Consider the following 25,904-nt stretch of genomic DNA (forward strand, 5'->3'; position numbering starts at 1 on the left):
CCTTGGACGCGGGGGCCGCATCGTTCGGCTGGACAGCCGCCGAGCTTTACACTTTTTTTACACGAGTGTGGGGATGAGGGCCCCGCGCCTGCAGGCAACGCCAGCGGCGCTTCGATCAATTCGACGTTCCTCGTGGATCTGGTTCAAAAACAAGTGATAGCCGCCGTAGGAGGGCAATTCCCATGGGCAAGTTCCTGAATTTCAAATCCCTGGTGCTGGCACCGGTCGCCCTGGCTGCAGCCATGAGCGCCCAGGCCGCCGAAGGCATGAGCAACCTGATGACGGAATGGCTGGGCGGCGCGTCCGGCCCCGTCGCCACGACGGGCAACACCTCCGCCGCCAGCAACTGGCGCCTGACGGCCGGCATGGCCTTCAACGGCATCCAGGGTGCGTTCGACGGCACGGCGCTGCTGCTGTTCACGACCTCCACCGCAACCGGCACCTACGCCTGCAGCGGCTCGCTGGTCAGCAGCGAGTACATCCTGACGGCCGGCCACTGCACGGACGGCCTGCTCTCCATGAGCATCCAGTTCGGCTACACCAACGGCGTGGCCCTGCAGACCCGCACGGCGGCCAGCGTCGTGCAGGCCCCGGGCTGGAACGGCACGCTGGACACCGGCGCCGACCTGGCCTTGGTCAAGCTGAGCGCACCGGTCACCAACCTGCCGATCTACAGCCTGAGCACGACCAACGACGTGGGCAAGCAGTTCATCATGACGGGCTACGGCACGTCGGGCAACGGCAGCTCCGCCGGTTCCGCGAACAACCCGCTGCCCAACTGGAACGACAGCGCCTACGGCCACTACGGCTACAACACCTTCGACACCACGTCGGACGTGTTCACGGCCGCCTGGCAAGCCAAGACCGGCGAAAGCGTCTACACCTCGCCGACCTATGGCCGCACGTACGTGGCCGACTTCGACTACTACAACGCCACGGCCAACGCGACGAACTCGGCGCGCTACAACACGCTGCAGCGCATTGCCGACTTCACGGGCGGCACCTGGGGCAACAACGAAGGCGTCGGCGTCAACGAGGCGCTCATCGGCGGTGGTGACTCCGGCGGCGGCGACTTCATCTGGGACGGCTCCAAGTGGGTGCTGTCGGCCGTCCACTCGTGGGGTTGGCAGTTCTGCGGTGGCCGCTTCGGCTCCGGCACCGCCGGTGGCGGCACCAATTGCGACCTGAGCGCCAACAACAGCTCCAGCTTCGGCGACCTGATGGGCTCGACCGCCATCGTCGACCACGTCGACTGGATCAACTCGGTCATCGCCGTGCCGGAACCCGAGAGCTATGCGCTGATGTTGGCCGGCCTGGCCCTGGTCGGCGGTGTCGCCCGCCGTCGCCGCGCCTGAGCGTCGACCGCCCCACGACCCAGCGGCCTTCGGGCCGCTTTTTTGTGGCGACGGCCGCTAGCGCGACGGCAGGCCGATGCGCGTGTCGAACTTGGCCCGCTTCACGCTGAAGAAGGCCTTGATGTTGCGCACGTTGGCGTGCTGGGTCAGCAGGCGCTGGCTGAGGGCGTGGTAGGCCGGCATGTCGGCCACCTGCACGACCAGCACGAAGTCCGGCCCCGGCGACACGCGCCAGCACTGCTGCACGGCCGCCTCCTGCACGGCCAGCGCCTCGAAGGCGTCCAGGTGCTCGGCGCCCTGGCGGTCCAGCGTGATCTCCAGGATGGCCGACAGGCCGGCGCCCAGCTTGTCCGGCGACAGAAGGGCCACGCGGCGCTCCACGATGCCGGCGTCCACCAGCCGCTTCACGCGGCGCAGGCAGGTGGCGGGCGATACGGCGACTCGGGCGGCCAGGTCCTGGTTGCTCAGCGAGGCATCGGTCTGCAGCGCGTCCAGCAGCCTCAGGTCAACGGCATCCAATTCATCCAATTTCCACCTCTATTTGGCAGGAAATTTCTCCACGCTCCCGGAGAGAAATTTCTGGTCAATCTGAAGTGAATTTTGCACGCCAATGCCGCGGCGGCTTGCCTAGGATGCACGCCATCCCTGAATGGAGACACCTCATGTGCGGCATCGTCGGCGCGGTCAGTCAGCGCAACATCGTTCCCATCCTCGTTGAAGGCCTGAAGCGGCTGGAGTACCGCGGCTATGACTCCTGCGGCGTGGCCGTGCACCAGGACGGCGGCCTGAAGCGCGCCCGCAGCACCTCGCGCGTGGCGGAACTGCAGGCCCAGGCCGACCAGGACGGCATCGCCGCCGGCACCGGCATCGCCCACACCCGCTGGGCCACGCACGGTGCGCCCGCCGTGCACAACGCCCACCCGCATTTCTCGACCGGCCCGAACGCGGGCGCCGACGGCGTGGGCCGCATCGCCCTGGTCCACAACGGCATCATCGAGAACCACGACGAGCTGCGCGCCGAGCTGAAAGCCCGGGGCTATGTGTTCTCCAGCCAGACCGACACCGAGGTCATCGCCCACCTCGTCGACCACCTCTACGGCGGCGACCTGCTGGAAGCCGTGCAGCAGGCCCTGCCGCGCCTGAAGGGCGCCTACGCCGTGGCCGTGTTCTGCCGTGACGAGCCGCACCGCGTCGTCGCCGCACGGGAGGGCTCGCCGCTGGTGCTGGGGGCCGGCGCAGGCGAGAACTTCGTCGCCTCCGACGCGATGGCGCTGGCCGGCGTGACCGACCAGATCGTCTACCTGGAAGAAGGCGACGTCGTCGACCTGCAGCTGGGTCGCTACTGGATCAGCCACCTCGACGCCGCAAGCGGCCGCTACGCGGACGTGCAGCGCGAGGTCAAGACCGTGCACGCCCACAGCGGCGCGGCCGAGCTGGGCCCCTACCGGCACTACATGCAGAAGGAAATCTTCGAGCAGCCCACGGCCATCGCCAACACGCTCGAAGCCATCACCAGCATCTCGCCCGAGCTGTTCGGCGACGGCGCTTACCGCATCTTCAAGGACGTGGACAACGTCCTCATCCTCGCCTGCGGCACCAGCTACTACTCGGGCTCCACGGCCAAGTACTGGCTGGAGAGCATCGCCAGGATCCCCACATCGGTCGAGATCGCCAGCGAATACCGCTACCGCGACAGCGTGCCGAATCCGCGCACGCTGGTCGTCACCATCAGCCAGAGCGGCGAGACGGCCGACACCCTCGCCGCGCTGAAGCACGCCCGCGCCCAGGGCATGGCGCACACGCTGACCATCTGCAACGTGGCCACCAGCGCCATGGTGCGCGAGTGCGAACTGGCCTACATCACCCGCGCCGGCGCGGAGATCGGCGTGGCATCCACCAAGGCCTTCACGACGCAGCTCGTGGGCCTGTTCCTGCTGACGCTGGCGCTGGCGCAGACGCGCGGCCACCTGAGCGACGAGGACGAAGCCCGCCACCTCAAGGACCTGCGCCACCTGCCCGTGGCCGTGCAGGCCGTGCTGGCGCTGGAGCCGCAGGTCATCGCCTGGAGCGAGGAGTTCGCGCGCAAGGAAAATGCCCTCTTCCTCGGCCGCGGCCTGCACTACCCGATCGCGCTGGAAGGTGCGCTCAAACTCAAGGAAATCAGCTACATCCACGCCGAGGCCTACCCGGCCGGCGAGCTCAAGCACGGCCCGCTGGCGCTCGTCACCGCCGAGATGCCGGTCGTGACGGTGGCCCCCAACGATGCGCTGCTGGAGAAGCTCAAGAGCAACATGCAGGAAGTCCGCGCCCGCGGCGGCCAGCTCTACGTCTTCGCCGACGGCGACACGGCCATCGAGAGCGAAGCCGGCCTGCACGTCATCCGCATGCCCGAGCACTACGGCGCGCTGTCACCCATCCTGCACGTGGTGCCGCTGCAGCTGCTGGCGTATCACACGGCCTGCGCGCGCGGAACGGACGTGGACAAGCCACGCAACCTCGCGAAAAGCGTGACCGTCGAGTAGCCCTGCAGCGAGCAGAACTACACGCTGTATCACCGCGGCCCGTCAACCGAGCCGTCCCGCGGGCGTTCAATGAGTACTGGCGCGACGAGCGCCGCACTTTACGGATACCGACGATGACCACGCTGACACTCACCTTCAACGGCCCGGCAAGCCAGGCCCGCCAAGCCCTTGGCGGGCTGCTGCAGCGCTATCGCTCAGCCTATTTCGTGGAGCGCAGCAGCAACGAATATGCCGTGACGGCCGACGAGGTCACCGCGGCGGAACTGGCCACACAACCGCTGTGGTCGGCACTGCCGGCGCAGGGGCAAGCGCAGCGATAAGCGGCTGCGCCAGGCGACGAAACGAGTCGCCTGCAGCCTTGGGCCCCACTGGGGTGCGCCTTCAGGCCACGACGTTGCGTTGCTGCCCCAGCCGGGGATCGTTCGCCCGGTCGGGCTCCCAGGTGGGATGCTCGATGACGGGCGCCAGCGCCGGCGCCTGGCTGGGCATCGTCGGCTGAGCCGCGTCGAGGGCGCCTTCAGGCGGCAGGCCGGACACGTACAGCAACGCGGACGCGAGCGTCACGGCGAGCAGCGCAAGAACGATGGTCCGATGCAAGATCACGTGGGCCTCCTTGGGATGGCTGGCGTGATGTTCGATGCGCGGGGGCATGCGCGGCGCCGGACTGCCGCGCGTGGCGGCGTAGGACACGACCTGTGGCCCAGTTGCCGACCGCCGTGCGCGGGAAACCTCAGAGCCGGCGCCGATCAGCGGCGCGGCGACGCGCGTCGGCGCCAGGCCAGCAGCACGGCGCCGCCGCCGAGCAGCAGCGCGGCGCTGCCCGGTTCAGGCACCGCCAGCACGCCGTCCGGGCCATAGGCCGTGCCGGACGCCGAGAGGACCGAGAAGTCCGTGATCGCCGTGTTGCCGGCCTTGGCGCTGATGCCCGAGAGCACGGCGGTGTTCAGGAAATCGGAGACGACGGACGCCCCGTTGCAGCAGGCATAGGCCGTCGTCAGGAACGCCACCTCCATCTCGAAGGGCACGCCCCACTGGAACTCGAAATTGGCCGTGCTGAGCACTTCGGCCGAGCCGCTGAAGCTGCCGGGCGCGAGGATGAAGTTCCCCGGAATGCCGGTGCCGCCGCCGCGCAGGAAGGGCATGCCGTCGTTCACCACCGTGCCCATGAACGAGTACCACGGCGCCCGGCCGGCATTGCCTACGCCGGTACCGACACGGATGCCCAGCGCGATGTCACCCTGCTGCGTGTAGGGCGCGTTGGGCAGGCTCTTCAACAGGCCTTCGATGAGGAAGGCGAAGTCCACCGCGCCGACCGTGCCGGTGGCGATGCCCGGGCTGGTCAGCGTGAGGGTGTCCTGGTAGCGCGCGAAGCCGGCGGTCTGGTGGAAGGTGCTGGAGGACGTGGCGCCGGTCATCGTGCCGTTGGCCGACACACCCAGGCGCCCGTAGTCGGCCGTCGCGCTGGCCGAGCCGGTGAAGCTGCCGCCCGTCACACCCGCGCTGACGCTCTGCTGCGCCGTCAGCGGCCCGCCGGCCGCGGTGTTGTTGACAATGCCGCCGCCCAGGTTGCAGGCCGAGAACCCTTCGGTGGGAATGGCCACGCCCGCGAACCAGCCGTTGCCTATCGTCGGGCCGCTGGTCGCACAGGCGAAGGGGCCGCCCGTGCCCTGGGCGATGCCGCCCACCGCGCCGGCATAGGCTTGCAGCTCCGCCGCCGGGGCACCTGCGCCGGCCATGGCGAATGCAGCGATCAAGGCGCCTTGTCTGAGGTACTGCATGCGCGTCTTCCGGGGTGGGTTGAGCGGCACATGCTAGGAGTCGACGCGCACCGCTCCTACCCCTAACTGACGCGCGCCCCAGTGGACAGGGGGAGCCGTCTCCCCTGCCCGCATCTGTCATGCCGCCGGGGCGGCGGCGGCATCCACGCGGGCCAGCCAGCGCAGGAACGGCGCGACGACGGCTGCCGGCTGCTCCAGCGTCGTCAGGTGGGCCGCATCGGGCACCAGCACCAGCTCCACGTCGCCCGCCAACAAACGCGCCATCTCCTCGCTGCGCTCAGGCGGCGTGGTCTGGTCCTCGCGACCGCACAGCACCAGCGCGGGCACGTCCAGCGTCTTGAGCACGTCGCGCCGGTCGGGCCGGTTCATCGCAGCGGTCTGCTGCCGCACGAAACCAGCCTGGCCGATGCTGCGCGCCATGTCCTCCAGCAGCGCCACCAGCGCAGGATCCTGGGCATGCGCGGGATGGAACAGCTTGGCCGGGAACTGGCCCAGCGTCTGCGTGAACGATGCACTGCCCGAGACCAGCGCGTCGATCATGCGCTGGCGGTTCTGCTTCGCGTCGTCGGTGTCGGCCCGCGCGCTGGTGTCGAGCAGCGCCACGCCGGCGATGCGGTCCCGCGCCTGGTGGCAAAGCTCCAGCGTCACGTAGCCACCGAGCGAAAACCCGGCGACCGCGAAGCGGCCCGCGGGCATCTGCGCCAGCACCGAGGCCGCCAGGTCTGCGACGCCGTCGGCCGTGTGCGTCCGCCCCACCACGACGGTGCGGCCCGGCGGCAAGGCCTGCAGCACCGGGTCCCACACCCGCGCGTCGTTCATCAGGCCGGGCAGCAGCAGCAACGGGGTGACGGCCATGAGGGGCTCCAGAGTGGTGAACAGCCCGCACCGTAGGCCAGCCGCCGGCGCTGCCGTGTCGGACAACGGCGCCTTCATCGCCGGGCCTGCGCTCAGGTCGTGTGGCGCGTCAGCGCATCGACCAGCGCGTCAAAGACCGCGCGGCACGGCGCGCTGTGGCGCAAGTCCTCGTGCATCGCGATCCAGGTGTCCATCTGCCACGCGAAATCTTGGGCCAGCACGCGCTCCAGCTGCGGCTCGCGCCGCGCCAGCGCGACCTGGCAGAAGCCGATGCCGGCGCCCGCGCGGACCAGCGCGAGCGCCGCCAGGTCCGAGTCGCTGCGCAGCGCGAAGTGCTCGCGGCCCAGGCCGCCCAGCCGCTTGCCGACGGTGCGGATGAAGGGTGTCTCGGTGTCGAAGCCGATCAGCGTGTGCCGGCGCAGCTCCGCCATGCTGGCGGGCCGGCCGTGGCGGTCGAGGTAATCGGGGTGCGCATGCAGGCCCAGCGCCACGGCGCCGACGCGGCGTGCGACGAGCTGGCCTTGTTCCGGCGGCGTCATGCGCACGGCGATGTCGGCCTCGCGGTGCAGCAGGTCCTGCAGCTGGTTGCTCAGCACCAGCTCCAGCACCAGGCCGGGATGGCGCTCGCGCAGCCCGGCGAACACCGGCGCCAGCACCTCCACGCCGATGACCTCGCTGGCCGTCACGCGGACAGTGCCACTGACTTCGCCCCGCGCGCCGCCGCTGGCTGCGCGCTGCAATGCCGCGGCGGCGGCTTCCATCTGCTCGGCGTGGCCGCGCAAAGCCAGCGCGGCTTCGGTGGGCAGCAGCCCGGCGGGCGAGCGGGTGAACAGCGGCTGCGCCAGCAGCGCCTCCAGCGCGGCGATGTGACGGCCCACCGTCGGCTGCGTCAGGCCCAGCGCGCGCGCGGCGCCGGACAGCGAGCCTTCGCGCAGCACGCCCAGCAGCGTGTGAAGCCACTCCCAGGGGATCGTCGAGGCCATGCATGAATGTATAGCCACTCCCTCATCATCAGCAATTTTCAAATAGGCAGCCGGTTCCCAGAATCGCACCATCGACAACGGCTGGAGAACGGCATGCAAGGCAAGGACAAGACGGCGCTGGTGCTCGGCGCGAGCGGCGGCATCGGCGGCGAGGTGGCGCGGCAGTTGCGCGATGCCGGCTGGCGGGTGCTGGCGCTCCAGCGCGGCCTGGCCGCCACGCACGAGCTGCGCGACGGCATCCACTGGCAGCGCGGCGACGCGCTGAACGCTGCCGACGTGGCCCGTGCCGCCCAGGGCTGCGGCGTCATCGTGCATGCGGTCAACCCGCCCGGCTACCGCGACTGGGACCGGCTCGTGCTGCCCATGCTGGCACACAGCATCGACGCGGCACGCACGCAAGGAGCCACGCTGCTGCTGCCCGGCACGGTCTACAACTTCGGCCCCGATGCCTTCCCGCTGCTGCACGAGGGCGCGCCGCAGCGGCCCGTCACGCGCAAGGGCGCCATCCGCGCCGAGATGGAGGCGCGGCTGCAGGCCGCCAGCGACAGCGGCCTGCGCGTCATCGTCGTGCGGGCCGGCGACTTCTTCGGCCCGCGCCCGGGCAACAACTGGTTCTCACAGGGCCTGGTGAAGCCGAGCCAGCCGGTCACGGCCATCAGCAACCCCTCATCGACCGGCGTGGGCCACCAGTGGGCCTACCTGCCCGACGTGGCGCGCACCATGGTCGCGCTGCTGGCGCGGCGCGACACGCTGCCGGCCTTCGCCAGCCTGCACATGGCCGGCCACTGGGACGCGGACGGCCGGCAGATGGCCGAGGCCATCCAGCGCGTCGTCGCCCGCCACACCGGCAAGGCGCCGCGCATCGCGCGCTTCCCGTGGTGGCTGCTGACGCTCGCCTCACCCTTCGTCGCCACGTTCCGGGAGATGCGCGAGATGCGCTACCTGTGGCGGCAGCCGCTGCGCATGGACAACACGCGCCTGCTGGCTGCGCTCGGCCACGAACCCCACACGCCGCTGGACGAGGCCGTCGAGGCCGCGCTGCGCGGCCTGGGCAGCCTGCCGCAAGCGCCGATCGGGGCCGGTCGCGATAATCGGGGCCGTCCACTTGCATCGACCCCTCCATGACCTACTGCGTCGCGATGCGCCTGCGCTCGGGCCTGCTGTTCGCCTCCGACACCCGCACGAATGCCGGCGTCGACCACATCGCGAGCTTTCGCAAGATGTACCAGTTCCAGATCCCGCACCAGCGCGAGATCGTCATCCTGACCGCGGGCAACCTGGCGACGACGCAGTCCGTGCTGTCACTGCTGAATGCGCGGCTGCACAACGACAGCACCGAACACCTGCTGAACGTGGCCAGCCTGTACGACGCGGCCGTGCTGCTGGGCCGCACGATCAAGGAGGTCATCGCACGCGACAGCGACGCCGGCACCATGGGCCAGGGCGTGGACTTTGGTGCCAACTTCCTGCTGGGCGGGCAGATCAAGGGCGAGGGGCCGCGCCTGTTCCACGTCTACCCGCAGGGCAACTTCATCGAGTCGACGGAAGACACGCCCTACTTCCAGATCGGCGAGAGCAAGTACGGCAAGCCCATCATCGACCGCGTGGTGCGCTACGACACCACGCCGCTGGACGAGGCCGCCAAATGCACGCTGGTCAGCTTCGATTCGACCATCCAGTCCAACCTGTCGGTGGGCCTGCCCATCGACATGCTGATGCTGCGCGCCAACCAGTTCGACATGGCGATGAAGCCGCCGCACCGCATCGGCCGCGACGACCCCTACTTCCTGGCGCTGCGCACCGGCTGGAGCGCCGGGCTGCGCAAGGTCTTCGACGAGCTGCCCAACGAGCCCTGGTTCGACGCGTGAACGCGAGCCCCCCGCCCAGCCCCGCGGCGGCACGCCGGCGCGGCTGAACACCGGACCCTGACACGACATGATCCTGGAACGCTGGGAGCACGCCTCCCCCGTCGTCGGCCTGACCTTGCGCGGCTGGCACACGCCCGCGACCGGCAAGCCGCTGCTGCATTTCCTGCACGGCAACGGCTTCTGCGGCCGCACCTACGAGCCCATGCTGGCGGCGCTGGCGGCGGACTTCGACCTGTGGCTGTCCGACGCGCCGGGCCACGGCGACAGCGAGGCGCCCGCGCGCTTCCCCGGCTGGAACGCCTGCGCGCTCGCGGCGCTGGAGGCCTTCCAGGCGCACGCCGGCCGGTTCGGCGACGTGCCGCGCCTGGCCGCCGGGCACAGCTTCGGCGGCGTGTTGACGGCCCTGATGCTGGCCGAGGCCGGCCAGCCCTTCCGGCGCGCGGTGCTGCTGGACCCGGTGCTCTTTCCGCCGCCCATGCTGCTGGCCATCCAGCTCGGCCTGGGCCGCCTCAACCCGCTGGCCAAGGCGTCGCTGCGCCGCCGCAGCAGCTGGCCCGACCGTGCGGCGGCCGCGCAGGCACTGCGCGGGCGCGGCACCTACAAGGGCTGGACGGAGGACGCGCTGCAGGCCTTCGCCACGCACGCGCTGCGCGACGAGGCCGACGGCAGCGTGGCGCTGAAGTGCGCGCCTGAGCTCGAGGCGACCATCTTCGCCAGCGCGCCGCGCGGCCTGTGGGCCGCTGTGGCGAACATCGAAACGCCGACCTTGATCCTGCACGGCCACGACACGATGCCGTTCGTGGCCACGGCCGCGCGGCAGGCCGCGCGGCGCAGGCCGCAGGTGATCCGCGTCGCCGAGCTGCAGGGCGGGCACTGCTTCATGCAGCAGCACCCGGCAGACGCCGCGGCGCAGGTGCGGGCGCACCTCCTGGGTCAGGCGCCGACCGGCCCCAGCACGCGCATCGAGTAGTCGACGGCGCGCACGTCCTTGGTCAGCCGGCCAATGGAGATGCGGTCCACGCCGGTGGCGGCGATCCAGCGCAACTGGTCCAGCGCCACGCCGCCCGACACCTCCAGCAGCGCACGGCCGCAGTTCACGGCGACGGCCTCGCGCATCTGCGCCTCGCTGAAGTTGTCCAGCAGCACGCTGACCGCGCCGGCGTCCAGCGCCTCGCGCAACTGCGCGAGGGTCTCGACCTCGATCTGGATGTCCACGCCCGAGTCCAGCGCCTGCGCCGCACGCAGTGCCAGGCCCACGCCGCCGGCCGCGGCGATGTGGTTCTCCTTGATGAGGATGCCCGCATACAGCGCCAGCCGCTGGTTCTGCCCGCCGCCCACGCGCACCGCGTACTTCTGCGCCAGGCGCAGCCCCGGCACGGTCTTGCGCGTGTCGAGGATGGCGCAGCCGTTCGGGTTGGTGCTGGCGCCGGCCACCGCGTCCACGTGGGCACGCGTGACCGTCGCCGTGCCCGACAGCAGCTGCAGGAAGTTCAGCGCCGGCCGCTCGGCGGAGAGCAGCGCGCGGCCGTCGGCCTCGATGCGGCAGACGATGCTGTCGGCGGCCATCGGCGCGCCTTCGTCGCAGAGCCACGCGATGCGGCTGGTCGCGTCCAGCGCCGCGAACACGCCGTCGAACCAGTCGCGGCCGCACAGCACGGCGGCCTCGCGCACGCGCACCTGTGCCGCCACGCGCCGGCCCGCCGGCACGAGCTGCGCGGTCCAGTCGCAACGGCCGATGTCTTCCGACAGCGCGTCACGGATGTTGCGTGCCCGCGCCTCGTGCAGGCTTTCTTGCGCGAACATCACTCCGGCTCGCCCACCGTCAGCGTGATCTCGCCCAGGCCTTCGATGCGGCCCGTCAGCACGTCGCCCGGCACCACGGCGCCCACGCCGGCCGGCGTGCCGGTGTAGATCAGGTCGCCGGGGTGCAGGTGGTACAGGTGCGAGAGGTTGGAGACGATCTCGGCCTGGTTCCAGATCATGTCGCTCAGGTCGCCATGCTGCTTCTCGACGCCGTTCACGCTGAGCGTGATGGCGCCGCGCGCGAGCGGGCCCACGTCGCTGGCGCGCACGATCTCGCCGAGGATGGCGGACTGGTCGAAGCCCTTGGCCGTGTCCCAGGGCTTGCCGGCGGCCTTGGCGGCCGCCTGCAGGTCGCGGCGCGTCATGTCCAGGCCCGCGGCATAGCCCCAGATGGCGGCCTTGGCCGCCTCGGGCGTGACCTTGAACACCGGCGCGCCGATGACCAGCACCAGCTCCATCTCGTAGTGGTAGTTCCGGGTCTCGGTCGGGTAGGGCACGGTGCTGCCCGAGGGGGTCAGCGCGGTCGCTGGTTTCGTGAAGTAAAACGGCGGCTCGCGCGTCGGGTCGGCGCCCATCTCGCGGGCATGATCGGCATAGTTGCGGCCGACGCAGAAGATGCGGCTGACCGCGTAACGCGCCTCGGTGCCGCGCACCGGGGCGCTGGGAATCTCGGCCGGGGGAAAGACGAAATTGCTCATGGGGTGGCTTCGACATTGGAAGGACAGCGCGCAGCATACTGGGCTCGTCCTGGCACTGATGGCGCTGGCGCTGATGACCGGCTGCGCCACGCGGCCCGTCAGCCGCGACGGCCCGCCGGAGAGCCCGCCGCCCGACTTGGCCCGCGTGCCCGACGCGCTGCCCAGGCTGGAGCCCATCCGCATCGGCGGGCCCAACAAGCCCTATGAGGTGTTTGGGGACCGCTACCAGCCCATCACGACGGACACGCCGTACATCGAGCGCGGCCTGGCGTCGTGGTACGGCCGCCAGTTCCATGGCCGCCCCACCGCCAGCGGCGAGGTCTACAACATGTACGCGATGACGGCCGCGCACGCGACGCTGCCCATCCCCAGCTATGCCCGCGTGCGCAACCCGGCCAACGGCCGCGAGATCGTCGTGCGCATCAACGACCGCGGCCCCTTCCACAAGGGGCGCCTCATCGACCTGAGCTACACCGCCGCGCTCAAGCTGGACCTGCTGCGCGGCGTGGCGCCGGTGGAGGTGAAGCGCATCACCTATGCCGAGATCCGCGCCGGCCTGGCCACACCGCCGGCCGGCGAGCCCACACCCGTGTTCGTGCCCGCTCCGCCGCCCGGCGCACCGCAGCGCGAGACCACCGGCACGCCCGCCAGTGCGGCGGCGTACTGGCTGCAGTTCGGTGCCTTCACGCGGCTCGACGGCGCCGAGGCGCTGCGCCAGCGCGTCGCCGAGGCCGACCTGGGCCTGCTGCCGCTGCTGACCATCGTGCGCGAGGCCGGGCTGCACCGGCTGCGCGCCGGCCCGTTCCCGAGCCCCGACGAGGCGCGTGTGCAGGCCGACAAGCTGCGCACGGACCACGGCCTGGACACCAGCCTCGTCGAGAAGCGCTAGCGGCCTCCCGCGACGTCGAGCAAGGCGCCCACGGTGTAGCTCGCCGCGTCGCTCAGCAGCCAGGCGACGGCCTCGGCGACCTCCTCCGCCCGGCCCAGCCGCTGGATGGGGATGCCCGCCGCGATCTCGGGCGCGCCCACCGTGAAGCCGCTGGTGGCGTGGATGTCGGTCTCGATGATGCCGGGCCGCACGCCGTTGACACGGATGCCCTCGGCGATCAGCTCGCGCGCCAGGCCCTTGGTCAGCGTGTCGACGGCGCCCTTGGTGGCGGCGTAGTCCACGTAGATGCCGGCCGAGCCGAACTCGGCCGCGCGCGAACTCAGATTGACGATGGCGCCCCCTGCGCCGCCGTGTTTGGTGCTCATGCGGCGCGCCGCCTGCTGGCAGCACAGCAGCGTGCCCAGCACGTTGACGTCGAACAGCCGCCGCCAGCGCGCCATGTCCATGTCCTGCAACCGCGCGGCCGGTGCCACGATGCCGGCGTTGTTGACGAGTCCCGCAAGGTGGCCGCCGGCCTCGTCCAGCCGCCGGAACATCGCGGCCACCTGTGCCTCGTCGGCCACATCGGCCTGCAGCGTCAGAACGCGGCGGCCCCGTGCGTGCAATCTGCCCGCGAGCGCTTCGGCCGCGGCGCTATCCTGCGCGTAGTTGATGGCCACATCCCATCCGGCCTCGGCGCAACGCAGCGCCGTGGCCGCGCCGATGCCACGCGATCCGCCAGTGATCAAGACCCAGTCCGCCATGGCCGCATTGTGGCCGCCGTGCGGACCCGGCGATGAGGCTCGGTACCCCCCAAGAACCTGTTCCCGCTGCTGAATGGACTTTCTCGACACGCCCACCGTGCTGGTGGTCAGCGCCGTTTTCAACGCCATGGCGGCACTCGCCTGGTTGCTGCTGGCGCAGGTCTTTCACATCGCGCCCACCGCGGGCCGGCTGATGGCGGCGGCGCACCTCACGCGCATCCTGTCGCAGGGCTGCGGCGACTGCCTCACCGGCTGGCCCGCACGGCTGGGCCAGGCGCTGTCCGAGTACGGCACGCTGGCCAGCATCGCCTTGCTGCTGCTGGCCTTGCGCCGCATGCTGCGCAGCCGCCGGCGCCCGCAGGACATCGTGCGGCTGACCGTCCTGGGTGCGGCGGGCATGACGGCCGGCTTCATCGCCGGTTCGGGACCGCTGCCCCACCTGGTCGGCGCGACGGCCATCGCCGCGCTGGCGGTGCTGGCGGCGCGCGAGGTGGTGCGGGGGGTCGCGCGCCAGCTCTCGCGCACCGTCACGGCCTTCATGGCGGTGCCGTTCTTCGCCCTGGCCGCGGTGTCGGTGCTGAACGTGCTGGAGCTGGCCACCAGCCCCGACCGCCACCTGATCGGCAGCGCCCTGCCACCGCCATGGCGCGCGGTGCTGTGGTTCCTGCTCAGCGCCGCCATCACGCTGAGCTTCATGTCGCTGATGATCTGGCGCCTCATCACCCGCATCCAGCAGTTGATGCGCAACGACGCGCTGACCGGCACGCTGAACCGCCGCGCCTTCGGGCAGGCATTGGCCGAACACCAGGCCCTGCTGCTGCGCGGCCACGGCTTCGCCATCGTCATGATGGACATCGACCATTTCAAGCGCGTCAACGACCAGCACGGCCATGCCGCCGGCGACGCCGCGCTGCAGCACGCGGTGCGGCTGTGGCGCGCCGAGCTGCGCGATGTGGACGTGCTGGGCCGGCTCGGCGGCGAGGAGTTCTGCGCGCTGCTGCCGCTGGGCGATGGCGCCGGCATCGCCGCCGCGACGCTGGCGGCTGAACGCCTGCGCGCCGCCCTGGCCGCCGCGCCGCTGGCCTGGCAGGGCCGGTCGCTGCCGCTGACAGCCAGCTTCGGCGTGGCGCTGCCGCAGCCCCGGGACGCGACCGGCGGCGCGGGCCTGGCAAGCGCCGATGCCCAGGTCTACCGCGCCAAGGCGGCGGGCCGCAACCGCGTCTGCGTGGCCGCCCCGCCCGGGCGTGCGAACGGCATCACCGTGGCCGCCGAAGCCCCATGAGCACGGTCGCACAGACGCAGACGCTGCTGTCGGCCACCGTGCTGCTGACGACCATGTCCGCCATGGTCTGGGTGGGCATGGCCGCGGTGGCGCGGGTGTCGCCGCGCGCGTCGTGGACGCTGGCCGCCGCCAACGCCAGCGCGGCCCTCGCGCTGATGCTGCACGGGCTGCGCGGCCTGTGGTCCGACCTGCTGACGATGTGGCCGGCGGACGTGCTCTCCATCTCGGCGTTCGCGCTGCTGCGCGCCGCCGTGCCCGCCATCATCACGCGCCGCTTCGGCTGGCGCTCCGCGCTGGCCGTGGTGGGGGCCGGCGCGCTGGGGCTGGCCCTGCTGCCCGAAGAAGGCCCGCGCCAGGCCCAGGCCCGCATCGTCAATGCCGCGGGCGCGCTGCTGTCGCTGCTGGCGGCCGTGGATGCCTATCGCCACCTGCGTGGCGCGCAGATGCCGTTGCGCACGGTGCTGCTGCTGGTGGCCCCGCTGGCCCTCATCGCGCTGTTGCTGGCGCTGCGCGGCCTGCATGCACTGATGCACCCCGACCGGCTGGCGAACCTGATGCAGCCCACCGGCTTCAACCATGGCTTCCTGTGGGGCGCGCTGCTGCTGGCGCTGCTGCAGAACGCGACGCTGGCCTTCCTCGTGCTGATGCGGCTGGTGCTGCGCATCCGCCACCTGACCGAGCACGACCCGCTGACCGCCGTGCTGAACCGGCACGCCTTCAACCAGGCGCTGGAGGCCGCGCACGCCGGGTCCAGGCGTGGCCGCGGCTATGCGCTCGTCATGATCGACATGGACCGCTTCAAACACCTCAACGACAGCCTGGGCCACGCGGCCGGCGACGCCGCGCTGCTGCAGCTCGTGCGCGAGCTGCAGCCCTGCCTGCGCGAGGTCGACCGCTTCGGACGCCTGGGCGGCGAGGAGTTCTGCGTGCTGCTGCCGGGCACCGACCTCGTCGGCGCAGCACTGGTGGCCGAGCGCATGCGGGGCCTCATCGACGCGGCGCCGTTGCACTGGCAGGGACGCGACTGGCCGCTGTCCGCCAGCTTCGGCATCGCCGAGGCCGAGGCTGGCGACGCGTGCGGCGAGGCGGTGCTCGGCCGCGCCGACGCCGCGCTCTACCGCGCCAAGGGCCAGGGCCGCAACGTCGTCCAGGCTTAGGGCCATGACGCGCCGGCAGCGCCGCTGTTGCGCGCCGGCTGCACGCCATGCCGTGCATTGAAGGCCGACGGGACGGTGCCGGGTAGGCGCATTCCTATTTCGCCCGGCGCGCCGCCGCCGCCCCGTGGTGGGATCACACAATGAAACCACTTCAACGGGACAGACATGCCAGATCCTCAGCCAGCGCAAGCGACTGCCACGGGCGCGGACACCGCGCCAGCCACGCCCGCCAGGGCGCCCGAGTCGCCGCGCGTGATGCTCCACATGCCGGTGGACGTGCGCAGCATTTCTCTGGCCGTCATCGCAACGGTGCTGTGCCTGTACGCATTGCAATGGGCCAAGGACGTCATGGCGCCGATCTTCTCGGGGGTCATCGTCAGCTATGCGCTGAACCCGCTCGTGGCCCGCCTGCAGCGGCTGCGCGTGCCGCGCGCCGTCGGCGCGACGGGCGTGCTGTGCCTGCTGGTGGGCATGCTGGCGTGGGGGGCTTCGGCGCTGGGCAGCCAGGTGGACGCCCTGATCGACACGGTGCCGGCCGTGACGCAGCGCGTGCGCGAAATCTCGCAGCGCATCGCGGGCAAGGAGTCCACCATCGAGCGCGTGCGGCTCGCCGCGGACGACCTGACGGCCGCCGCGGGCGTGGCCACATCGCCCAGCGCGCCGGCCAGCACCGGCACCCCTCGCGCCGCGCCGCCGCGCAGCGTCGCCCGGGCGCCCGCCTACGCCCCTGCGCCGGCCACCGACCACGCCATCGACGTGCGCGCCTACCTGCTCAGCGGCACGCTGGGCGCGATGTCCTTTCTCGGCAAGCTGTCCATCGTCTTCCTCGTCGCGCTGTTCATCCTGGCCTCGGGCAGCAGCTTCCGCCGCAAGGTCGTCAAGCTCGCCGGCAAGTCGTTCAGCCAGAAGAAGGTCACCGTCTCGACGCTGGACGACATCACCGAGCAGATCCAGCGCTACCTGCTCGTGCAGGTGGGCGTGAGCGTGGTGGTGGGCGTGTGCACCTGGCTGGCCTTCCTGGTGCTGGGCCTGAGCAACGCCGGCGCCTGGGGCCTGGCCGCGGGCGTCACCAACCTCGTCCCCTACCTGGGCGCCGTGGTGCTGAGCGGCGCTGCCGCCATCGTCGCGCTGGTGCAGTTCGGCACGCTGGACATGGCGTTCGCGGCGGGCGCGCTGTCCATGGGCATCCATGCCGTGGCCGGCAACCTGCTCACGCCGTGGTGGACCGGCCGCGCCAGCAAGATGAGCCCGGTGGCGGTCTTCATTGCGGTGCTGGTGTTCGGCTGGCTGTGGGGCGTGTGGGGCCTGCTGCTGGGCGTGCCCATCCTGCTGGTCGTCAAGTCGGTGTGCGACCACGTGGAGGATCTGAAGTCCTTGGGCGAGCTGCTGGGGCCGTGACGGCGTGCGGCAGTCGGGCAAACTGCCGGCAGCCCACCACCGAGACCCCGCCATGGACCTGGACCCAAAGGACGTCATCGACCGCGCCGCCGACGCCAGCCGCGAGGCCAGCGCGGCGCGCCTGAACGCCGCCGTCGCCGTCACCGTGGCCATACTCGCCACCTTCATGGGCATCTGCAAGGTCAAGGACGACAACATCGTCCAGGCCATGCAGCAGGCCCAGGCCGACAAGCTGGACCACTGGGCCTACTACCAGGCGCGCACGGTCCGCGCCGACGTGGCCGAGGCGGCCGCGACGCAGCTCGAACTTGCCAAAGCCGGCGCCGCGCCCGCCCAGGCGGCGGCCTACGACCAGACCATCGCCAGGTATCGCGCGCGGGCCGCGGAGCAGCTCCAGAAGCGCGACGAACTGAAGGCGCAGGCCGAGGCCGACCAGACCACCTACGACGCGCTGAACTACCGCGACGACCAGTTCGACCTGTCCGACGCACTGCTGGCCATCGCCATCGCGCTGCTGGCCGTCACGGCGCTGACCAAGCTGTGGCCGCTGTTCTTCGTGGCCATGGTGCCGACCTTCTTCGGCATGCTGATGGGCGTCGCCGGCCTGGCCGCGCTGCACATCCACCCGGACAGCCTGATCAAGCTGCTCTCGTAGCGCCCGCCGGGCCACCCGCTGGCATGTCAAAACCCGGCGGGGCAGTTCGTGGTGCGCATGGGTGGGCCACGGCCAGGGCGCTGGCCGACTCCTTCGAGGACGTGCAGTCGCTGGCGCCGCAGTACCGCGTCCGCGGCTGCCTGCACAAGGGCGAGCCCGGATGCGCGGTGCGTGCCCACGTGGCTGCAGACCGGCTCGACAACGACCAGAGGCTGATCTCGACGCCCGGCGCGGCCAGTGGCAGGCGATTCGCAAGGCGGGCATCCAGCGCGCGCGAGACGCGGTCCTGGGCACCGGCCCGGCGCGCCGCTGGGTTCACCACACCTTGCAGTGCTGCCCCGCCGCCTTCACCAGCTTGGCCCCGGGCTTGCACGCGAAGGCCTTCTCGAACTCCGGCATGTTGACGACGACGCCGTTGATGCGCCAGCGCGCCGGTGAATGCGGGTCGGTCTTGGCCCGCACGCGCAGCGCCTCGGGGCGGGCGTCGGCGCAGTCCCATTGCGCGAAGGCGACGAAGAAGCGCTGCTCCGGCGTCAGGCCATCGCGGGCCTCACCGGTCCTGCCGGCCATGTGCGCCTTCCACGCTTCCCACGCCAGCACGAGGCCGCCGAGGTCGGCCAGGTCCTCGCCCAGCGTCAGCTTCGAATTGATCTTGATGTCGTCGACGACGGTGTAGGTGGCGTACTGGTCGGCCACGCAGGCGGCGCGCTTCTCGAATTCCTGGCCGTCCTTCTTCGTCCACCAGTTCTTCAGGTTGCCCTGTGCATCGAACTGGCGGCCTTCGTCGTCGAAGCCGTGCGTCAGCTCGTGGCCGATGGTGCCGCCGGTGTTGCCGTAGTTGGGCGCATCGTCCAGCTGGGCGTCGTACAGCGGCGGCAGCAGCACGCCCGCAGGGAAGTTGATGTCGTTCATCTGCGCGTCGTAGTACGCGTTGACGGTCTGCGGCGTCATGTGCCATTCGCCGCGGTCCAGCGGCTGGCCGATCTTGGCGAGCTGGCGGCGTGCCTCGAACTGGTTGCCGGCGATGACGTTGGCGAGGAAGTCGCCGCGCTGCACCGGCAGCGCCGCGTAGTCGCGCCAGCGCTCCGGGTAGCCGACCTTGTTGACGATGGCCTTCAACTTGGCCTGCGCGCGCGCCTTCGTCGCGGCGCTCATCCACGCCAGGCCGTCGATGCTGCGCGCCATCGCCGCCTCGATCTCGCCGGTCATCTGCACCGTGGCGGCCTTCAGCGCGGGCGTGAAGTTGCGCGCGACGAACTCCTGGCCCAGGGCCTCGCCGAGCTGCACGTCGACGAGTTGCACGCAGCGCTTCCAGCGCGGCATCAGCTGCGGCGTGCCCACCAGCGTCTGGCCGTAGAAGTCGAAGTTGGCCTGCACGAAGCCACTGTCCAGCGCGGGCGCGAGGCTGCTGGCCAGCTGCCAGCGCAGGTAGGCCTTCAGCTCGGCCGCCGACATCGCCTTCAGGCGGGCGCCGAAGGCCTTGAAGAACGCCGGCTCGGTGACGTTGTAGCGCGCATGCCAGGGCGCCGTGCCCAGCGCGGCCTGGTAGGCGGCCCAGTCGAAACCCGGCGTCAGCGCCTTCAGGCCACGGGCGTCATAGACGTGGAAGGTCTTGTACGGGTCGCGCTTGTCGACCTTGCTCAGCGAGGCCCTGGCCAGCACCGTCTCGGTGGCGATGACGCTGCGCGCGCCGGCTTTGGCCGCCTCGGGCGAGTCGCCCAGCAGCTCGAAGAGGCGGGCCACGTGGGCCTCGTAGGCGGTGCGGATCTTGACGGTCTTGTCGTCGTGCTTGAGGTAGTAGTCGCGGTCCGGCAGGCCCAGGCCGCCGGCCGACGCGAAGGCGATCTGGCGCGTCGCGTCGGCAAAGTCCTGGCCCGCGCTGAAGCCGAAGAACAGCCGGTCGTTGCCGGCAGCCAGCTGCAGCGCGGCCAGCAGCGCCGGCAGGTCCTTCTTGTCCTGCAGCGCGGCGATGCGCTGCAGCAGCGGTTGCAGCGGCTTCAGGCCGGCGGCCTGCACGGCGCCCTCGTCCATGCAGGCTGCGAAGTAGTCGCCCAGCTTGGCCTGGTTGGCGCTGCGGCCTTCGCCCTGGGTGGACAGCTTGTTCAGCACGCCCCACAGGTAGCGCTGGTTCTCGTTGGCCATCTTGGCGTAGACCGACCAGCGCGACTGGTCCGCTGGGATGGGGTTCTTGGCGCTCCAGGCGCCGCAGGCATAGCGGTACAGGTCGTCGCAGGGGTCCACGCTGCGGTCCATGACGGTCGGGTCCAGGCTGGGCGTGTAGGGCAGCGCGTCCAGCGGGGTTTCGGCCTGGCCATGGGCGGCCAGGGCGGCAGCGAACAGCGTGGACAGCAGCAGGAGTCGTTTCATGTCAGGGGCTCGGCGAGCATTCGGAACAACCGGGATTGTGGTCGCCCCGGCAGCGCCGGCCATTCGGCATGCCGCTCAGAGCCGGCGGCCTTCGGCAGACGCGGCGATGAGCTGGTCCAGCCGCCGCTCGGACGTGGCCTGCTGCTTGGCGTGCAGCACCCGGCGCAGCATCTGCTTGCGCCAGCCCGGCGGCTGGGCCTCGAACCAGCGCCACGCGGGCTTGTTCGCCTTGAAGCGCTTGAGCATCGCCGCCGGCCACACCGGGTCGTCGGCCTGCTCGTACAGGTAGACGGCGCTGCGGTGCGCCTCGCGCTTCGCATGCGCCGCCAGGCCTGCCGGCTGCATGCGGCCCTCGGCGGCAAGCGCCTGCACACGGGCGATGTTGACGGCGCTCCAGATCGACCCGGGCCGGCGCGGCGTGAAGCGGATCTGGTAGCGCAGCTCGTCCACGCGCTTCCTCACGCCGTCGATCCAGCCCACGCACAGCGCCTCGTCCACCGACTGCGGCCAGGTCATGCTGGGCACGCCGGAGCCGACCTTGTGGAAGCCCACGAGCAGCTCGGTCGCCGTGCCGGCATGCCGGGCCAGCCAGGCACGAAAGTCCTCGGGCGTCGCGAAGTAAACGGGTTCGGCCATGATGGCGCATTCTCACGTTGACCCGCCCTGCCCGCCCATGCTCACGCTGCTGCTGCTCGTCCGGATCGCGCCCGAACACAAGGCCTTGCTGCTGGACCGCTTCCACGTCATCGAGGCCACCGACACCGCCTCGCGCGCCGCCGCCATCGCCACGCGGGGCGTCGACATCGACCTCGTGCTGACCAACGGCGCCACGGGCCTGCGCGCCGACGAGATCGCCGCGCTGCCGAAGCTGAAGCTGCTGGCCGCCCAGGGCGCGGGCTATGAGAACGTGGACGTGGCCGCCGCCCGCGCGCGCGGCGTGCCGGTGTGCAACGGCGCCGGCACCAACGACGACTGCGTGGCCGACCACGCGCTGGCGCTGCTGCTGGCCAGCGTGCGCGCGCTGCCGCAGCAGGGCGCGGCGCTGCGCGCCGGCGTCTGGCGCGATGCGCTGCCGCTCTTCCCGCAGTTCGGCGGCCGCCGGCTGGGCATCGTGGGCCTGGGCACCATCGGCCGCAAGATCGCCCAGCGCGCGCGGGCCTTCGGCATGGTCATCGGCTACCACAACCGCCGCCCGCGCACCGATGCCGGCGACGCCACCTACCTGGACAGCGTGGCGGCGCTGGCCGCCTGGGCGGACGACCTCGTCGTCGCCACGCCGGGCGGCGCGGGCACAAGGCACCTCGTCGACGCCGACGTGCTGGCGGCGCTGGGCGCCGGTGGCCACGTCGTCAACATCGCGCGCGGCAGTTGCGTGGACACGGCGGCGCTCGCCGCGGCGCTGCGCGGCGGCGTCATCGCCGGCGCGGCGCTGGATGTCTACGAGAGCGAACCGGCGCCGCCACAGGCGCTCGTCGGCCTGGGCAACGTCATCCTGACGCCGCACGTCGCCGGCTGGTCGCCGCAGGCCATACGCGCCACGGTGGACAACTTCATCGCCAACGTGGACGCCCTGCAGCGCGGCGAGCCGCTGCGCACGCCGGTGTGACGGCCGGCCTGCAACGCCGTCAGGCGCGACGCGGGTCCAGCACCTCGGCCTCCTGGCGCGGTGCATAGTCGCGCTCACTGCCCTCGGCCAGCGCCACCTCCGCCGCGACACGGCCGAACCGCGTGCCGGCCAGCGCCTGCAGCCGCAGCACCTCGTCGTCATCGGGCATGCGCGTGTCCGGCGCATCCAGACTGGGCTCGCGACGCGCGAACCAGGCATGCAGAGGCAACAGGCGGCGGGGCGTGAACCAGAGCTTCATCGCGGGCTTCCAGGCAGTACGGGCGCTTTCGCAAGGCCGACTCGTCACAGACGTCATTGCAGCCCCGGCAGCGACAACGCACGGCGGGTGGCGCAGCCGCGCACGTCCTACGCCTCGCGCGCCCAAGTCCTACGCGTGCGCCCGGCCACCCGGCGCAGACTGGGTTTTCATACCCAGCCCAAGGAGGCTCGCATGGCAGGCAACACCACCCGCATGACCCACCGCAAGGCGCCCGACACGGTCGGCCGCCCGCATGACGACGGCCACAAGGCCGACCTGGCCCACAAGGCGCCGCCACAGGGTCACGCGTCGCCCAAGGACTTGGCCGCCGCCATCGACGCGGCCGAACATGGCGCCCAGCCGGCCGCCAAGACACCGCACGGCGACTGAGGAGCACCGCATGGCACACAGCAGTCTTCTGGGCACCGACAAGGTGCCGCGCCGCCCCAAGGGCACGGACGAAGAGGCACTGGGCCCGTCCGACGGCACGGACAGTGGCAGCGACCTGGTGGGCGCCGACTCGCTGCCCGCCGCGGACCCCGGCGAGCCGGTGGACGTGACGCTGAACCGCGATCAGGCCGTCGCGCCCATCGAGGGCACGAGCGAGGATTCGCACGAGACCGAGGCGACCGACATCGGCACGGACCGCGTCATCGAATCGCTGGACGCCGAGGAGCAGGTGCTGGACGAGGAAGACAGCGTCGACACCGTGCCCCCACCGCCGCGCCGCGGCCTGCCGTCCAAACCAAGCTAGCGCCGACGCGAGGCGCCGGGCTCGCTCGCCAGCCCGCTCAGTGCGCCGCCATGGGCAGCAGCACCTCGAAACACGAACCGGCCCCCGGCGCGCTGTGCACGGTGATGCTGCCGCCATGGGCCTGCACGAAGTGCTGGCTGATGAACAGGCCCAGACCCATGCCCGGCGACTTGGCCGCCGCCGGCAGGCGCTCGAACTGCTCGAAGATGCGCAGCTGGTCCGCGTCGGAGATGCCGATGCCCTGGTCGGTCACCGCCAGGCGCGCCATGCCGCCGTCCGTGCGGCTGACCTGCACCTGCACGGGCTTGCCGCCGCCATAGCGCAATGCATTGCTGAGCAGGTTCACCAGCACCTGGCCGATGCGGCTGTCGTCCCATTCGCCAACCACGCCCGGCGCGACATCGACGTGCAGCGGCACGGTGCGGTAATGGACCTCGAAGTCCGCGACGATGTCGCGCGCGAGCTCACCCAGGTCGGTGCGGCGCGGCCGGATGGACATCTTGCCGTGCTGGATGCGCGAGATGTCTAGCATGTCCTCGATGAGCCGCGTCATGCTGCGCAGCTGACGGGCCTCGCGCGCCAGCATCGTCTGCAGGTGCTCGCGGCTGAAGTAGGCGAGGTCGCCGCGCTCCAGCCGCTCCTGGCGCATGACGACGTCCAGCGTCATGACGCCCAGCGGCGTGCGCAGCTCGTGCGACACCATGGACATGAACTCGTCGCGCATCTTCAGCGCACGCTGCAGCTCGGCCTGGGTGTTCTGCAGCGCCGTCAGCAACTGCTCCTGCTGGGCCCGCGCCGCCTCGATCTCGACGAGCTGGCGGCGCAGCTCGCGGGTCTTGCGGTGCAGTTCGGTGAAGACGCGCACCTTGCTCTTCACGGCGTGCGCATCGAGCGGCTTGTAGAGGAAGTCCACCGCGCCGTTCTCGTAGCCGCGGAAGGTGTAGGACTGGTCGCGGTCCGCGGCGCTGACGAAGACGATGGGCAGGTGCATGGTGCGCGAGCTGCCGCGGATCAGCTCCGCGAGCTCGAAGCCGGTCATGCCCGGCATCTGCACGTCCAGCAGCGCCAGCGCGAACTCGTGCTCCAGCAGCAGCGACAGCGCGGCCTCGCCCGACTCCGCGGCGTGCACCTCCAGCCCGTCCTCGCGCAGCAGCGCCTCCAGCGCCAGCAGGTTCTCGGGCAGGTCGTCGACGATGAGCAGCTTGACGACGTCGGTGGGCGGGCAATCGGTCAAGTCGCGGCTCCCGCGTCGTGGCCAAGTCGTAGCAGCATGTGCCGGATGTCCTTCAGGGGCAGGATGTGGTCGGGTGCGCAGCGCGCGATGGCCGCCTCGGGCATGGTGGCCACGTCGGCGTCCTGGGGTTGCTGGACGATGGTGAGGCCACCGCCGGATTTGATCGCGGCCATGCCTTCGGCGCCATCCATGTTCGCCCCCGTCAGCAGCACGCCCGCCAGCGCGGGGCCGTAGGCGTCGGCGGCGGAGGCCATCAGCACGTCGATGGACGGGCGCGCATAGCTGACCGGCGCATCGCTGCTGAACGAGAAACTGTGGTCGTGCTCGATGAGCAGATGGTAGTTGGCGCTGGCCACGTAGACGGTGCCGGGCTGTATGGGCTCCTTGTCCTGCGCCTCGCGCACCGGCAGCGACAGGCGCGCGCCCAGCACGCGGCCGAGCTGGCTGTCATGGCGCGGCAGCAGGTGCAGCGCCGCGACGATGGGCAGCGCAAAGCGAGCCGGCAGCGGCGCCAGCAGGGCCAGCAGCGCCGCCACGCCACCGGCCGACGCGCCGATGACGATGAGCTCCACGCGGGGCCGGGCGACGGCAGCGCAAGGGCCCGGCATGTCAGCGCTCCGTGGCGCCGTGGCGCACGCGCCTGCGGCCAGCCAGGCGAGATGGGGCGAGGGTCAGCGTCATCTCAACGCTTGCGGAACAGCCGCTCACGCAGCGCGACCGGCTCGAAGGCGGCGCCCTGCGGCGTGAAGTCCAGGCTCTCCTTGCTGCCCAGGCCCAGGAAGCCGCGATGGCACAGCGACTGCGCGAACAGCCCGATCGCGCGGTCCTGCAGCTTGCGGTTGAAGTAGATCAGCACGTTGCGGCAGCAGATCAGGTTCATCTCGGAGAACACGTGGTCGGTGGCGAGGCTGTGGTCGGCGAAGGTGACGTGCCGGCACAGCTCGCGGTCGAAGCGGGCTGCATCGTAAGCGGCCGTGTAGTAGTTGGAGAAGCCCGCGGTGCCGCCGGCGTCCTGGTAGTTGCGGGTGTACTGCTGCAGTTCGCTGAGCGGGAAGATGCCCTGGCGCGCCCGCTCCAGCGCGGCCGGGTTGATGTCGGTCGCATAGATGAGGCTGCGTTCCAGCAGGCCTTCTTCCTTCAGCAGGATGGCCAGCGAATACACCTCCTCGCCGCTGGCGCAGCCGGCCACCCAGATCTTCACCGACGGGTAGGTGTGCAGCACGGGCACCACGTGCTGGCGCAGCGCGACGAAGAACTCCGGCTCCCGGAACATCTCCGTGTAGGGGATGGTGATGATCTCCAGCAGCTGCGCAAAGGCGCGCGGGTCGCGCAGCACCAGGCCCTGCAGCGCCGAGATCGAGTCGCACTGCAACTGCTCCACGCCTTGCAGCACGCGCCGCTTCAGCGAGGCGCCGGAATACTCGCGGAAGTCGTGGTTGTAGCGCGCGTAGATGGCCTCCAGCAGCAGGCGGATTTCGAGGTCCTGGACGGCATGCGGCATTTCAGTTGTTCCTGATCTTCGGGCCGAGCGCTGGGCCGCTCCCGAGCCCGCCCGTCTGGCGATGTGCCTGCGGCTCGACGCCGCAAGCATCGCCGTCCCCTCGGGGGCTGAGGTCGGACACAGGGCGTCCAGTGGACGGCCTGTGCCTACCGAAGCGCTGCGGCCCGGGCCGCAGCGCGGTCCCAGGCCAACGTACT

At 71.1% G+C, this 25,904-nt stretch carries 28 protein-coding genes; 14 read left to right on the forward strand and 14 right to left on the reverse strand.

What is annotated here, in order from left to right:
• Positions 1-182: 182 nt before the first annotated feature.
• A complete protein-coding gene (locus ACO07H_RS22905) occupies positions 183-1,355 on the forward strand; it encodes a trypsin-like serine protease (protein ID WP_422018460.1) in 1,173 nt (390 codons plus the stop codon).
• Positions 1,356-1,412: 57 nt separating this feature from the next.
• Here ACO07H_RS22905 and ACO07H_RS22910 read toward each other — a convergent pair whose 3' ends face one another.
• Positions 1,413-1,883: an Lrp/AsnC family transcriptional regulator gene (locus ACO07H_RS22910; protein WP_422018461.1), complete on the reverse strand. Its 471-nt coding sequence runs from the start codon at positions 1,881-1,883 to the stop codon at positions 1,413-1,415.
• Between the two features lie 134 nt (positions 1,884-2,017).
• Between ACO07H_RS22910 and glmS the strand changes: the two genes are divergently transcribed.
• Both glmS and ACO07H_RS22920 read left to right on the forward strand, forming a co-directional pair.
• Positions 2,018-3,877 carry a glutamine--fructose-6-phosphate transaminase (isomerizing) gene (gene glmS, locus ACO07H_RS22915; protein ID WP_422018462.1) on the forward strand — a complete coding sequence of 620 codons (1,860 nt, stop codon included), beginning with the start codon at positions 2,018-2,020 and terminating at the stop codon, positions 3,875-3,877.
• A 113-nt stretch (positions 3,878-3,990) separates the two neighbouring features.
• On the forward strand, positions 3,991-4,197 hold the full coding sequence (locus tag ACO07H_RS22920; protein WP_422018463.1) for a hypothetical protein: 207 nt from the start codon (positions 3,991-3,993) through the stop codon (positions 4,195-4,197).
• A gap of 61 nt (positions 4,198-4,258) precedes the next feature.
• Here ACO07H_RS22920 and ACO07H_RS22925 read toward each other — a convergent pair whose 3' ends face one another.
• The 4 genes from ACO07H_RS22925 to ACO07H_RS22940 form a co-directional block, all read right to left on the reverse strand.
• Positions 4,259-4,480 (reverse strand): hypothetical protein, encoded by a 222-nt coding sequence (locus tag ACO07H_RS22925; RefSeq protein WP_422018464.1) that lies wholly within the window; start codon positions 4,478-4,480, stop codon positions 4,259-4,261.
• Positions 4,481-4,623: 143 nt separating this feature from the next.
• Positions 4,624-5,655, reverse strand: coding sequence for a PEP-CTERM sorting domain-containing protein (locus tag ACO07H_RS22930; protein WP_422018465.1), 1,032 nt, complete (start codon positions 5,653-5,655; stop codon positions 4,624-4,626).
• 117 nt (positions 5,656-5,772) lie between these two features.
• Entirely contained in the window at positions 5,773-6,510 is a 738-nt protein-coding gene (locus ACO07H_RS22935) for an alpha/beta fold hydrolase (protein ID WP_422018466.1), read from the reverse strand.
• 92 nt (positions 6,511-6,602) lie between these two features.
• Positions 6,603-7,493, reverse strand: a complete 891-nt coding sequence (locus ACO07H_RS22940; RefSeq protein ID WP_422018467.1) for a LysR family transcriptional regulator — start codon at positions 7,491-7,493, stop codon at positions 6,603-6,605.
• A 93-nt stretch (positions 7,494-7,586) separates the two neighbouring features.
• Between ACO07H_RS22940 and ACO07H_RS22945 the strand changes: the two genes are divergently transcribed.
• From ACO07H_RS22945 to ACO07H_RS22955, 3 genes are all read left to right on the forward strand, one after another.
• Positions 7,587-8,618: an NAD-dependent epimerase/dehydratase family protein gene (locus tag ACO07H_RS22945; RefSeq protein ID WP_422018468.1), complete on the forward strand. Its 1,032-nt coding sequence runs from the start codon at positions 7,587-7,589 to the stop codon at positions 8,616-8,618.
• Positions 8,615-9,361, forward strand: coding sequence for a peptidase (locus ACO07H_RS22950; RefSeq protein WP_422018469.1), 747 nt, complete (start codon positions 8,615-8,617; stop codon positions 9,359-9,361). Before ACO07H_RS22945 ends, ACO07H_RS22950 begins: the two co-directional genes overlap by 4 nt.
• A gap of 67 nt (positions 9,362-9,428) precedes the next feature.
• On the forward strand, positions 9,429-10,331 hold the full coding sequence (locus ACO07H_RS22955; RefSeq protein ID WP_422018470.1) for an alpha/beta hydrolase: 903 nt from the start codon (positions 9,429-9,431) through the stop codon (positions 10,329-10,331).
• On the opposite strand, the gene nadC is transcribed toward ACO07H_RS22955, so the two are convergent.
• A complete protein-coding gene (gene nadC / locus ACO07H_RS22960; protein WP_422018471.1) occupies positions 10,295-11,164 on the reverse strand; it encodes a carboxylating nicotinate-nucleotide diphosphorylase in 870 nt (289 codons plus the stop codon). The genes ACO07H_RS22955 and nadC overlap by 37 nt on opposite strands.
• Positions 11,164-11,862, reverse strand: a complete 699-nt coding sequence (locus tag ACO07H_RS22965; RefSeq protein ID WP_422018472.1) for a fumarylacetoacetate hydrolase family protein — start codon at positions 11,860-11,862, stop codon at positions 11,164-11,166. Before ACO07H_RS22965 ends, nadC begins: the two co-directional genes overlap by 1 nt.
• 58 nt (positions 11,863-11,920) lie before the next feature.
• On the opposite strand from ACO07H_RS22965, the gene ACO07H_RS22970 reads away from it, so the two are divergent.
• Positions 11,921-12,751, forward strand: a complete 831-nt coding sequence (locus ACO07H_RS22970) for a septal ring lytic transglycosylase RlpA family protein (protein ID WP_422018473.1) — start codon at positions 11,921-11,923, stop codon at positions 12,749-12,751.
• Here the strand turns inward: ACO07H_RS22970 and ACO07H_RS22975 are convergent.
• Complete coding sequence (locus tag ACO07H_RS22975) at positions 12,748-13,494, reverse strand: SDR family oxidoreductase (RefSeq protein ID WP_422018474.1); 747 nt, start codon at positions 13,492-13,494, stop codon at positions 12,748-12,750. The genes ACO07H_RS22970 and ACO07H_RS22975 overlap by 4 nt on opposite strands.
• A gap of 73 nt (positions 13,495-13,567) precedes the next feature.
• On the opposite strand from ACO07H_RS22975, the gene ACO07H_RS22980 reads away from it, so the two are divergent.
• From ACO07H_RS22980 to ACO07H_RS22995, 4 genes are all read left to right on the forward strand, one after another.
• Complete coding sequence (locus ACO07H_RS22980; protein ID WP_422018475.1) at positions 13,568-14,776, forward strand: GGDEF domain-containing protein; 1,209 nt, start codon at positions 13,568-13,570, stop codon at positions 14,774-14,776.
• Complete coding sequence (locus ACO07H_RS22985) at positions 14,773-15,933, forward strand: diguanylate cyclase domain-containing protein (RefSeq protein ID WP_422018476.1); 1,161 nt, start codon at positions 14,773-14,775, stop codon at positions 15,931-15,933. The genes ACO07H_RS22980 and ACO07H_RS22985 overlap by 4 nt, the downstream gene beginning before the upstream one ends.
• 255 nt (positions 15,934-16,188) lie before the next feature.
• Positions 16,189-17,331: an AI-2E family transporter gene (locus tag ACO07H_RS22990; RefSeq protein ID WP_422018477.1), complete on the forward strand. Its 1,143-nt coding sequence runs from the start codon at positions 16,189-16,191 to the stop codon at positions 17,329-17,331.
• Between the two features lie 52 nt (positions 17,332-17,383).
• Positions 17,384-17,986, forward strand: a complete 603-nt coding sequence (locus tag ACO07H_RS22995; RefSeq protein ID WP_422018478.1) for a DUF4337 domain-containing protein — start codon at positions 17,384-17,386, stop codon at positions 17,984-17,986.
• Between the two features lie 315 nt (positions 17,987-18,301).
• Here the strand turns inward: ACO07H_RS22995 and ACO07H_RS23000 are convergent, their stop codons facing one another.
• Together ACO07H_RS23000 and ACO07H_RS23005 are read right to left on the reverse strand one after the other, a co-directional pair.
• The gene (locus tag ACO07H_RS23000; RefSeq protein ID WP_422018479.1) at positions 18,302-20,353 is read right to left on the reverse strand and encodes a M13 family metallopeptidase; all 2,052 of its coding nucleotides are present in this window, start codon (positions 20,351-20,353) and stop codon (positions 18,302-18,304) included.
• A gap of 75 nt (positions 20,354-20,428) precedes the next feature.
• A complete protein-coding gene (locus ACO07H_RS23005; protein WP_422018480.1) occupies positions 20,429-20,989 on the reverse strand; it encodes a YdeI/OmpD-associated family protein in 561 nt (186 codons plus the stop codon).
• A 37-nt stretch (positions 20,990-21,026) separates the two neighbouring features.
• On the opposite strand from ACO07H_RS23005, the gene ACO07H_RS23010 reads away from it, so the two are divergent.
• Complete coding sequence (locus ACO07H_RS23010) at positions 21,027-21,959, forward strand: NAD(P)-dependent oxidoreductase (protein WP_422018481.1); 933 nt, start codon at positions 21,027-21,029, stop codon at positions 21,957-21,959.
• Between the two features lie 19 nt (positions 21,960-21,978).
• On the opposite strand, the gene ACO07H_RS23015 is transcribed toward ACO07H_RS23010, so the two are convergent.
• The gene (locus tag ACO07H_RS23015; RefSeq protein WP_422018482.1) at positions 21,979-22,218 is read right to left on the reverse strand and encodes a hypothetical protein; all 240 of its coding nucleotides are present in this window, start codon (positions 22,216-22,218) and stop codon (positions 21,979-21,981) included.
• A 192-nt stretch (positions 22,219-22,410) separates the two neighbouring features.
• On the opposite strand from ACO07H_RS23015, the gene ACO07H_RS23020 reads away from it, so the two are divergent.
• Positions 22,411-22,608, forward strand: a complete 198-nt coding sequence (locus ACO07H_RS23020; RefSeq protein WP_422018483.1) for a hypothetical protein — start codon at positions 22,411-22,413, stop codon at positions 22,606-22,608.
• Between the two features lie 10 nt (positions 22,609-22,618).
• The gene (locus ACO07H_RS23025) at positions 22,619-22,972 is read left to right on the forward strand and encodes a hypothetical protein (protein WP_422018484.1); all 354 of its coding nucleotides are present in this window, start codon (positions 22,619-22,621) and stop codon (positions 22,970-22,972) included.
• Between the two features lie 37 nt (positions 22,973-23,009).
• Here the strand turns inward: ACO07H_RS23025 and ACO07H_RS23030 are convergent, their stop codons facing one another.
• The 3 genes from ACO07H_RS23030 to ACO07H_RS23040 all read right to left on the reverse strand — a co-directional run bounded on the left by ACO07H_RS23030 (position 23,010) and on the right by ACO07H_RS23040 (position 25,707).
• Complete coding sequence (locus ACO07H_RS23030; RefSeq protein ID WP_422018485.1) at positions 23,010-24,206, reverse strand: hybrid sensor histidine kinase/response regulator; 1,197 nt, start codon at positions 24,204-24,206, stop codon at positions 23,010-23,012.
• Positions 24,203-24,814 carry a chemotaxis protein CheB gene (locus ACO07H_RS23035; RefSeq protein ID WP_422018486.1) on the reverse strand — a complete coding sequence of 204 codons (612 nt, stop codon included), beginning with the start codon at positions 24,812-24,814 and terminating at the stop codon, positions 24,203-24,205. Before ACO07H_RS23035 ends, ACO07H_RS23030 begins: the two co-directional genes overlap by 4 nt.
• Positions 24,815-24,888: 74 nt before the next feature.
• The gene (locus ACO07H_RS23040; RefSeq protein ID WP_422018487.1) at positions 24,889-25,707 is read right to left on the reverse strand and encodes a CheR family methyltransferase; all 819 of its coding nucleotides are present in this window, start codon (positions 25,705-25,707) and stop codon (positions 24,889-24,891) included.
• Positions 25,708-25,904: the final 197 nt, after the last annotated feature.

This window comes from Roseateles sp., assembly GCF_965229315.1.
Taxonomy (GTDB): domain Bacteria; phylum Pseudomonadota; class Gammaproteobacteria; order Burkholderiales; family Burkholderiaceae_C; genus Pelomonas.

Bases quoted from the DNA above. Each gene is read 5' to 3' on its own strand.
- ACO07H_RS22980 (WP_422018475.1), top strand. From the start codon at position 13,568: ATGGACTTTCTCGACACGCCCACCGTGCTGGTGGTCAGCGCCGTTTTC.
- ACO07H_RS23025 (WP_422018484.1), top strand. From the start codon at position 22,619: ATGGCACACAGCAGTCTTCTGGGCACCGACAAGGTGCCGCGCCGCCCC.
- ACO07H_RS23000 (WP_422018479.1), bottom strand. From the start codon at position 20,353: ATGAAACGACTCCTGCTGCTGTCCACGCTGTTCGCTGCCGCCCTGGCC.
- ACO07H_RS22975 (WP_422018474.1), bottom strand. From the start codon at position 13,494: ATGGCGGACTGGGTCTTGATCACTGGCGGATCGCGTGGCATCGGCGCG.
- ACO07H_RS23035 (WP_422018486.1), bottom strand. From the start codon at position 24,814: ATGCCGGGCCCTTGCGCTGCCGTCGCCCGGCCCCGCGTGGAGCTCATC.
- ACO07H_RS22965 (WP_422018472.1), bottom strand. From the start codon at position 11,862: ATGAGCAATTTCGTCTTTCCCCCGGCCGAGATTCCCAGCGCCCCGGTG.
- ACO07H_RS23005 (WP_422018480.1), bottom strand. From the start codon at position 20,989: ATGGCCGAACCCGTTTACTTCGCGACGCCCGAGGACTTTCGTGCCTGG.
- ACO07H_RS22970 (WP_422018473.1), top strand. From the start codon at position 11,921: ATGGCGCTGGCGCTGATGACCGGCTGCGCCACGCGGCCCGTCAGCCGC.
- ACO07H_RS22955 (WP_422018470.1), top strand. From the start codon at position 9,429: ATGATCCTGGAACGCTGGGAGCACGCCTCCCCCGTCGTCGGCCTGACC.
- ACO07H_RS23010 (WP_422018481.1), top strand. From the start codon at position 21,027: ATGCTCACGCTGCTGCTGCTCGTCCGGATCGCGCCCGAACACAAGGCC.
- ACO07H_RS23040 (WP_422018487.1), bottom strand. From the start codon at position 25,707: ATGCCGCATGCCGTCCAGGACCTCGAAATCCGCCTGCTGCTGGAGGCC.
- ACO07H_RS22905 (WP_422018460.1), top strand. From the start codon at position 183: ATGGGCAAGTTCCTGAATTTCAAATCCCTGGTGCTGGCACCGGTCGCC.
- ACO07H_RS22940 (WP_422018467.1), bottom strand. From the start codon at position 7,493: ATGGCCTCGACGATCCCCTGGGAGTGGCTTCACACGCTGCTGGGCGTG.
- ACO07H_RS22945 (WP_422018468.1), top strand. From the start codon at position 7,587: ATGCAAGGCAAGGACAAGACGGCGCTGGTGCTCGGCGCGAGCGGCGGC.
- glmS (WP_422018462.1), top strand. From the start codon at position 2,018: ATGTGCGGCATCGTCGGCGCGGTCAGTCAGCGCAACATCGTTCCCATC.
- nadC (WP_422018471.1), bottom strand. From the start codon at position 11,164: ATGTTCGCGCAAGAAAGCCTGCACGAGGCGCGGGCACGCAACATCCGT.
- ACO07H_RS23015 (WP_422018482.1), bottom strand. From the start codon at position 22,218: ATGAAGCTCTGGTTCACGCCCCGCCGCCTGTTGCCTCTGCATGCCTGG.
- ACO07H_RS22990 (WP_422018477.1), top strand. From the start codon at position 16,189: ATGCTCCACATGCCGGTGGACGTGCGCAGCATTTCTCTGGCCGTCATC.
- ACO07H_RS22930 (WP_422018465.1), bottom strand. From the start codon at position 5,655: ATGCAGTACCTCAGACAAGGCGCCTTGATCGCTGCATTCGCCATGGCC.
- ACO07H_RS22920 (WP_422018463.1), top strand. From the start codon at position 3,991: ATGACCACGCTGACACTCACCTTCAACGGCCCGGCAAGCCAGGCCCGC.
- ACO07H_RS22985 (WP_422018476.1), top strand. From the start codon at position 14,773: ATGAGCACGGTCGCACAGACGCAGACGCTGCTGTCGGCCACCGTGCTG.
- ACO07H_RS22935 (WP_422018466.1), bottom strand. From the start codon at position 6,510: ATGGCCGTCACCCCGTTGCTGCTGCTGCCCGGCCTGATGAACGACGCG.
- ACO07H_RS22950 (WP_422018469.1), top strand. From the start codon at position 8,615: ATGACCTACTGCGTCGCGATGCGCCTGCGCTCGGGCCTGCTGTTCGCC.
- ACO07H_RS23020 (WP_422018483.1), top strand. From the start codon at position 22,411: ATGGCAGGCAACACCACCCGCATGACCCACCGCAAGGCGCCCGACACG.
- ACO07H_RS22995 (WP_422018478.1), top strand. From the start codon at position 17,384: ATGGACCTGGACCCAAAGGACGTCATCGACCGCGCCGCCGACGCCAGC.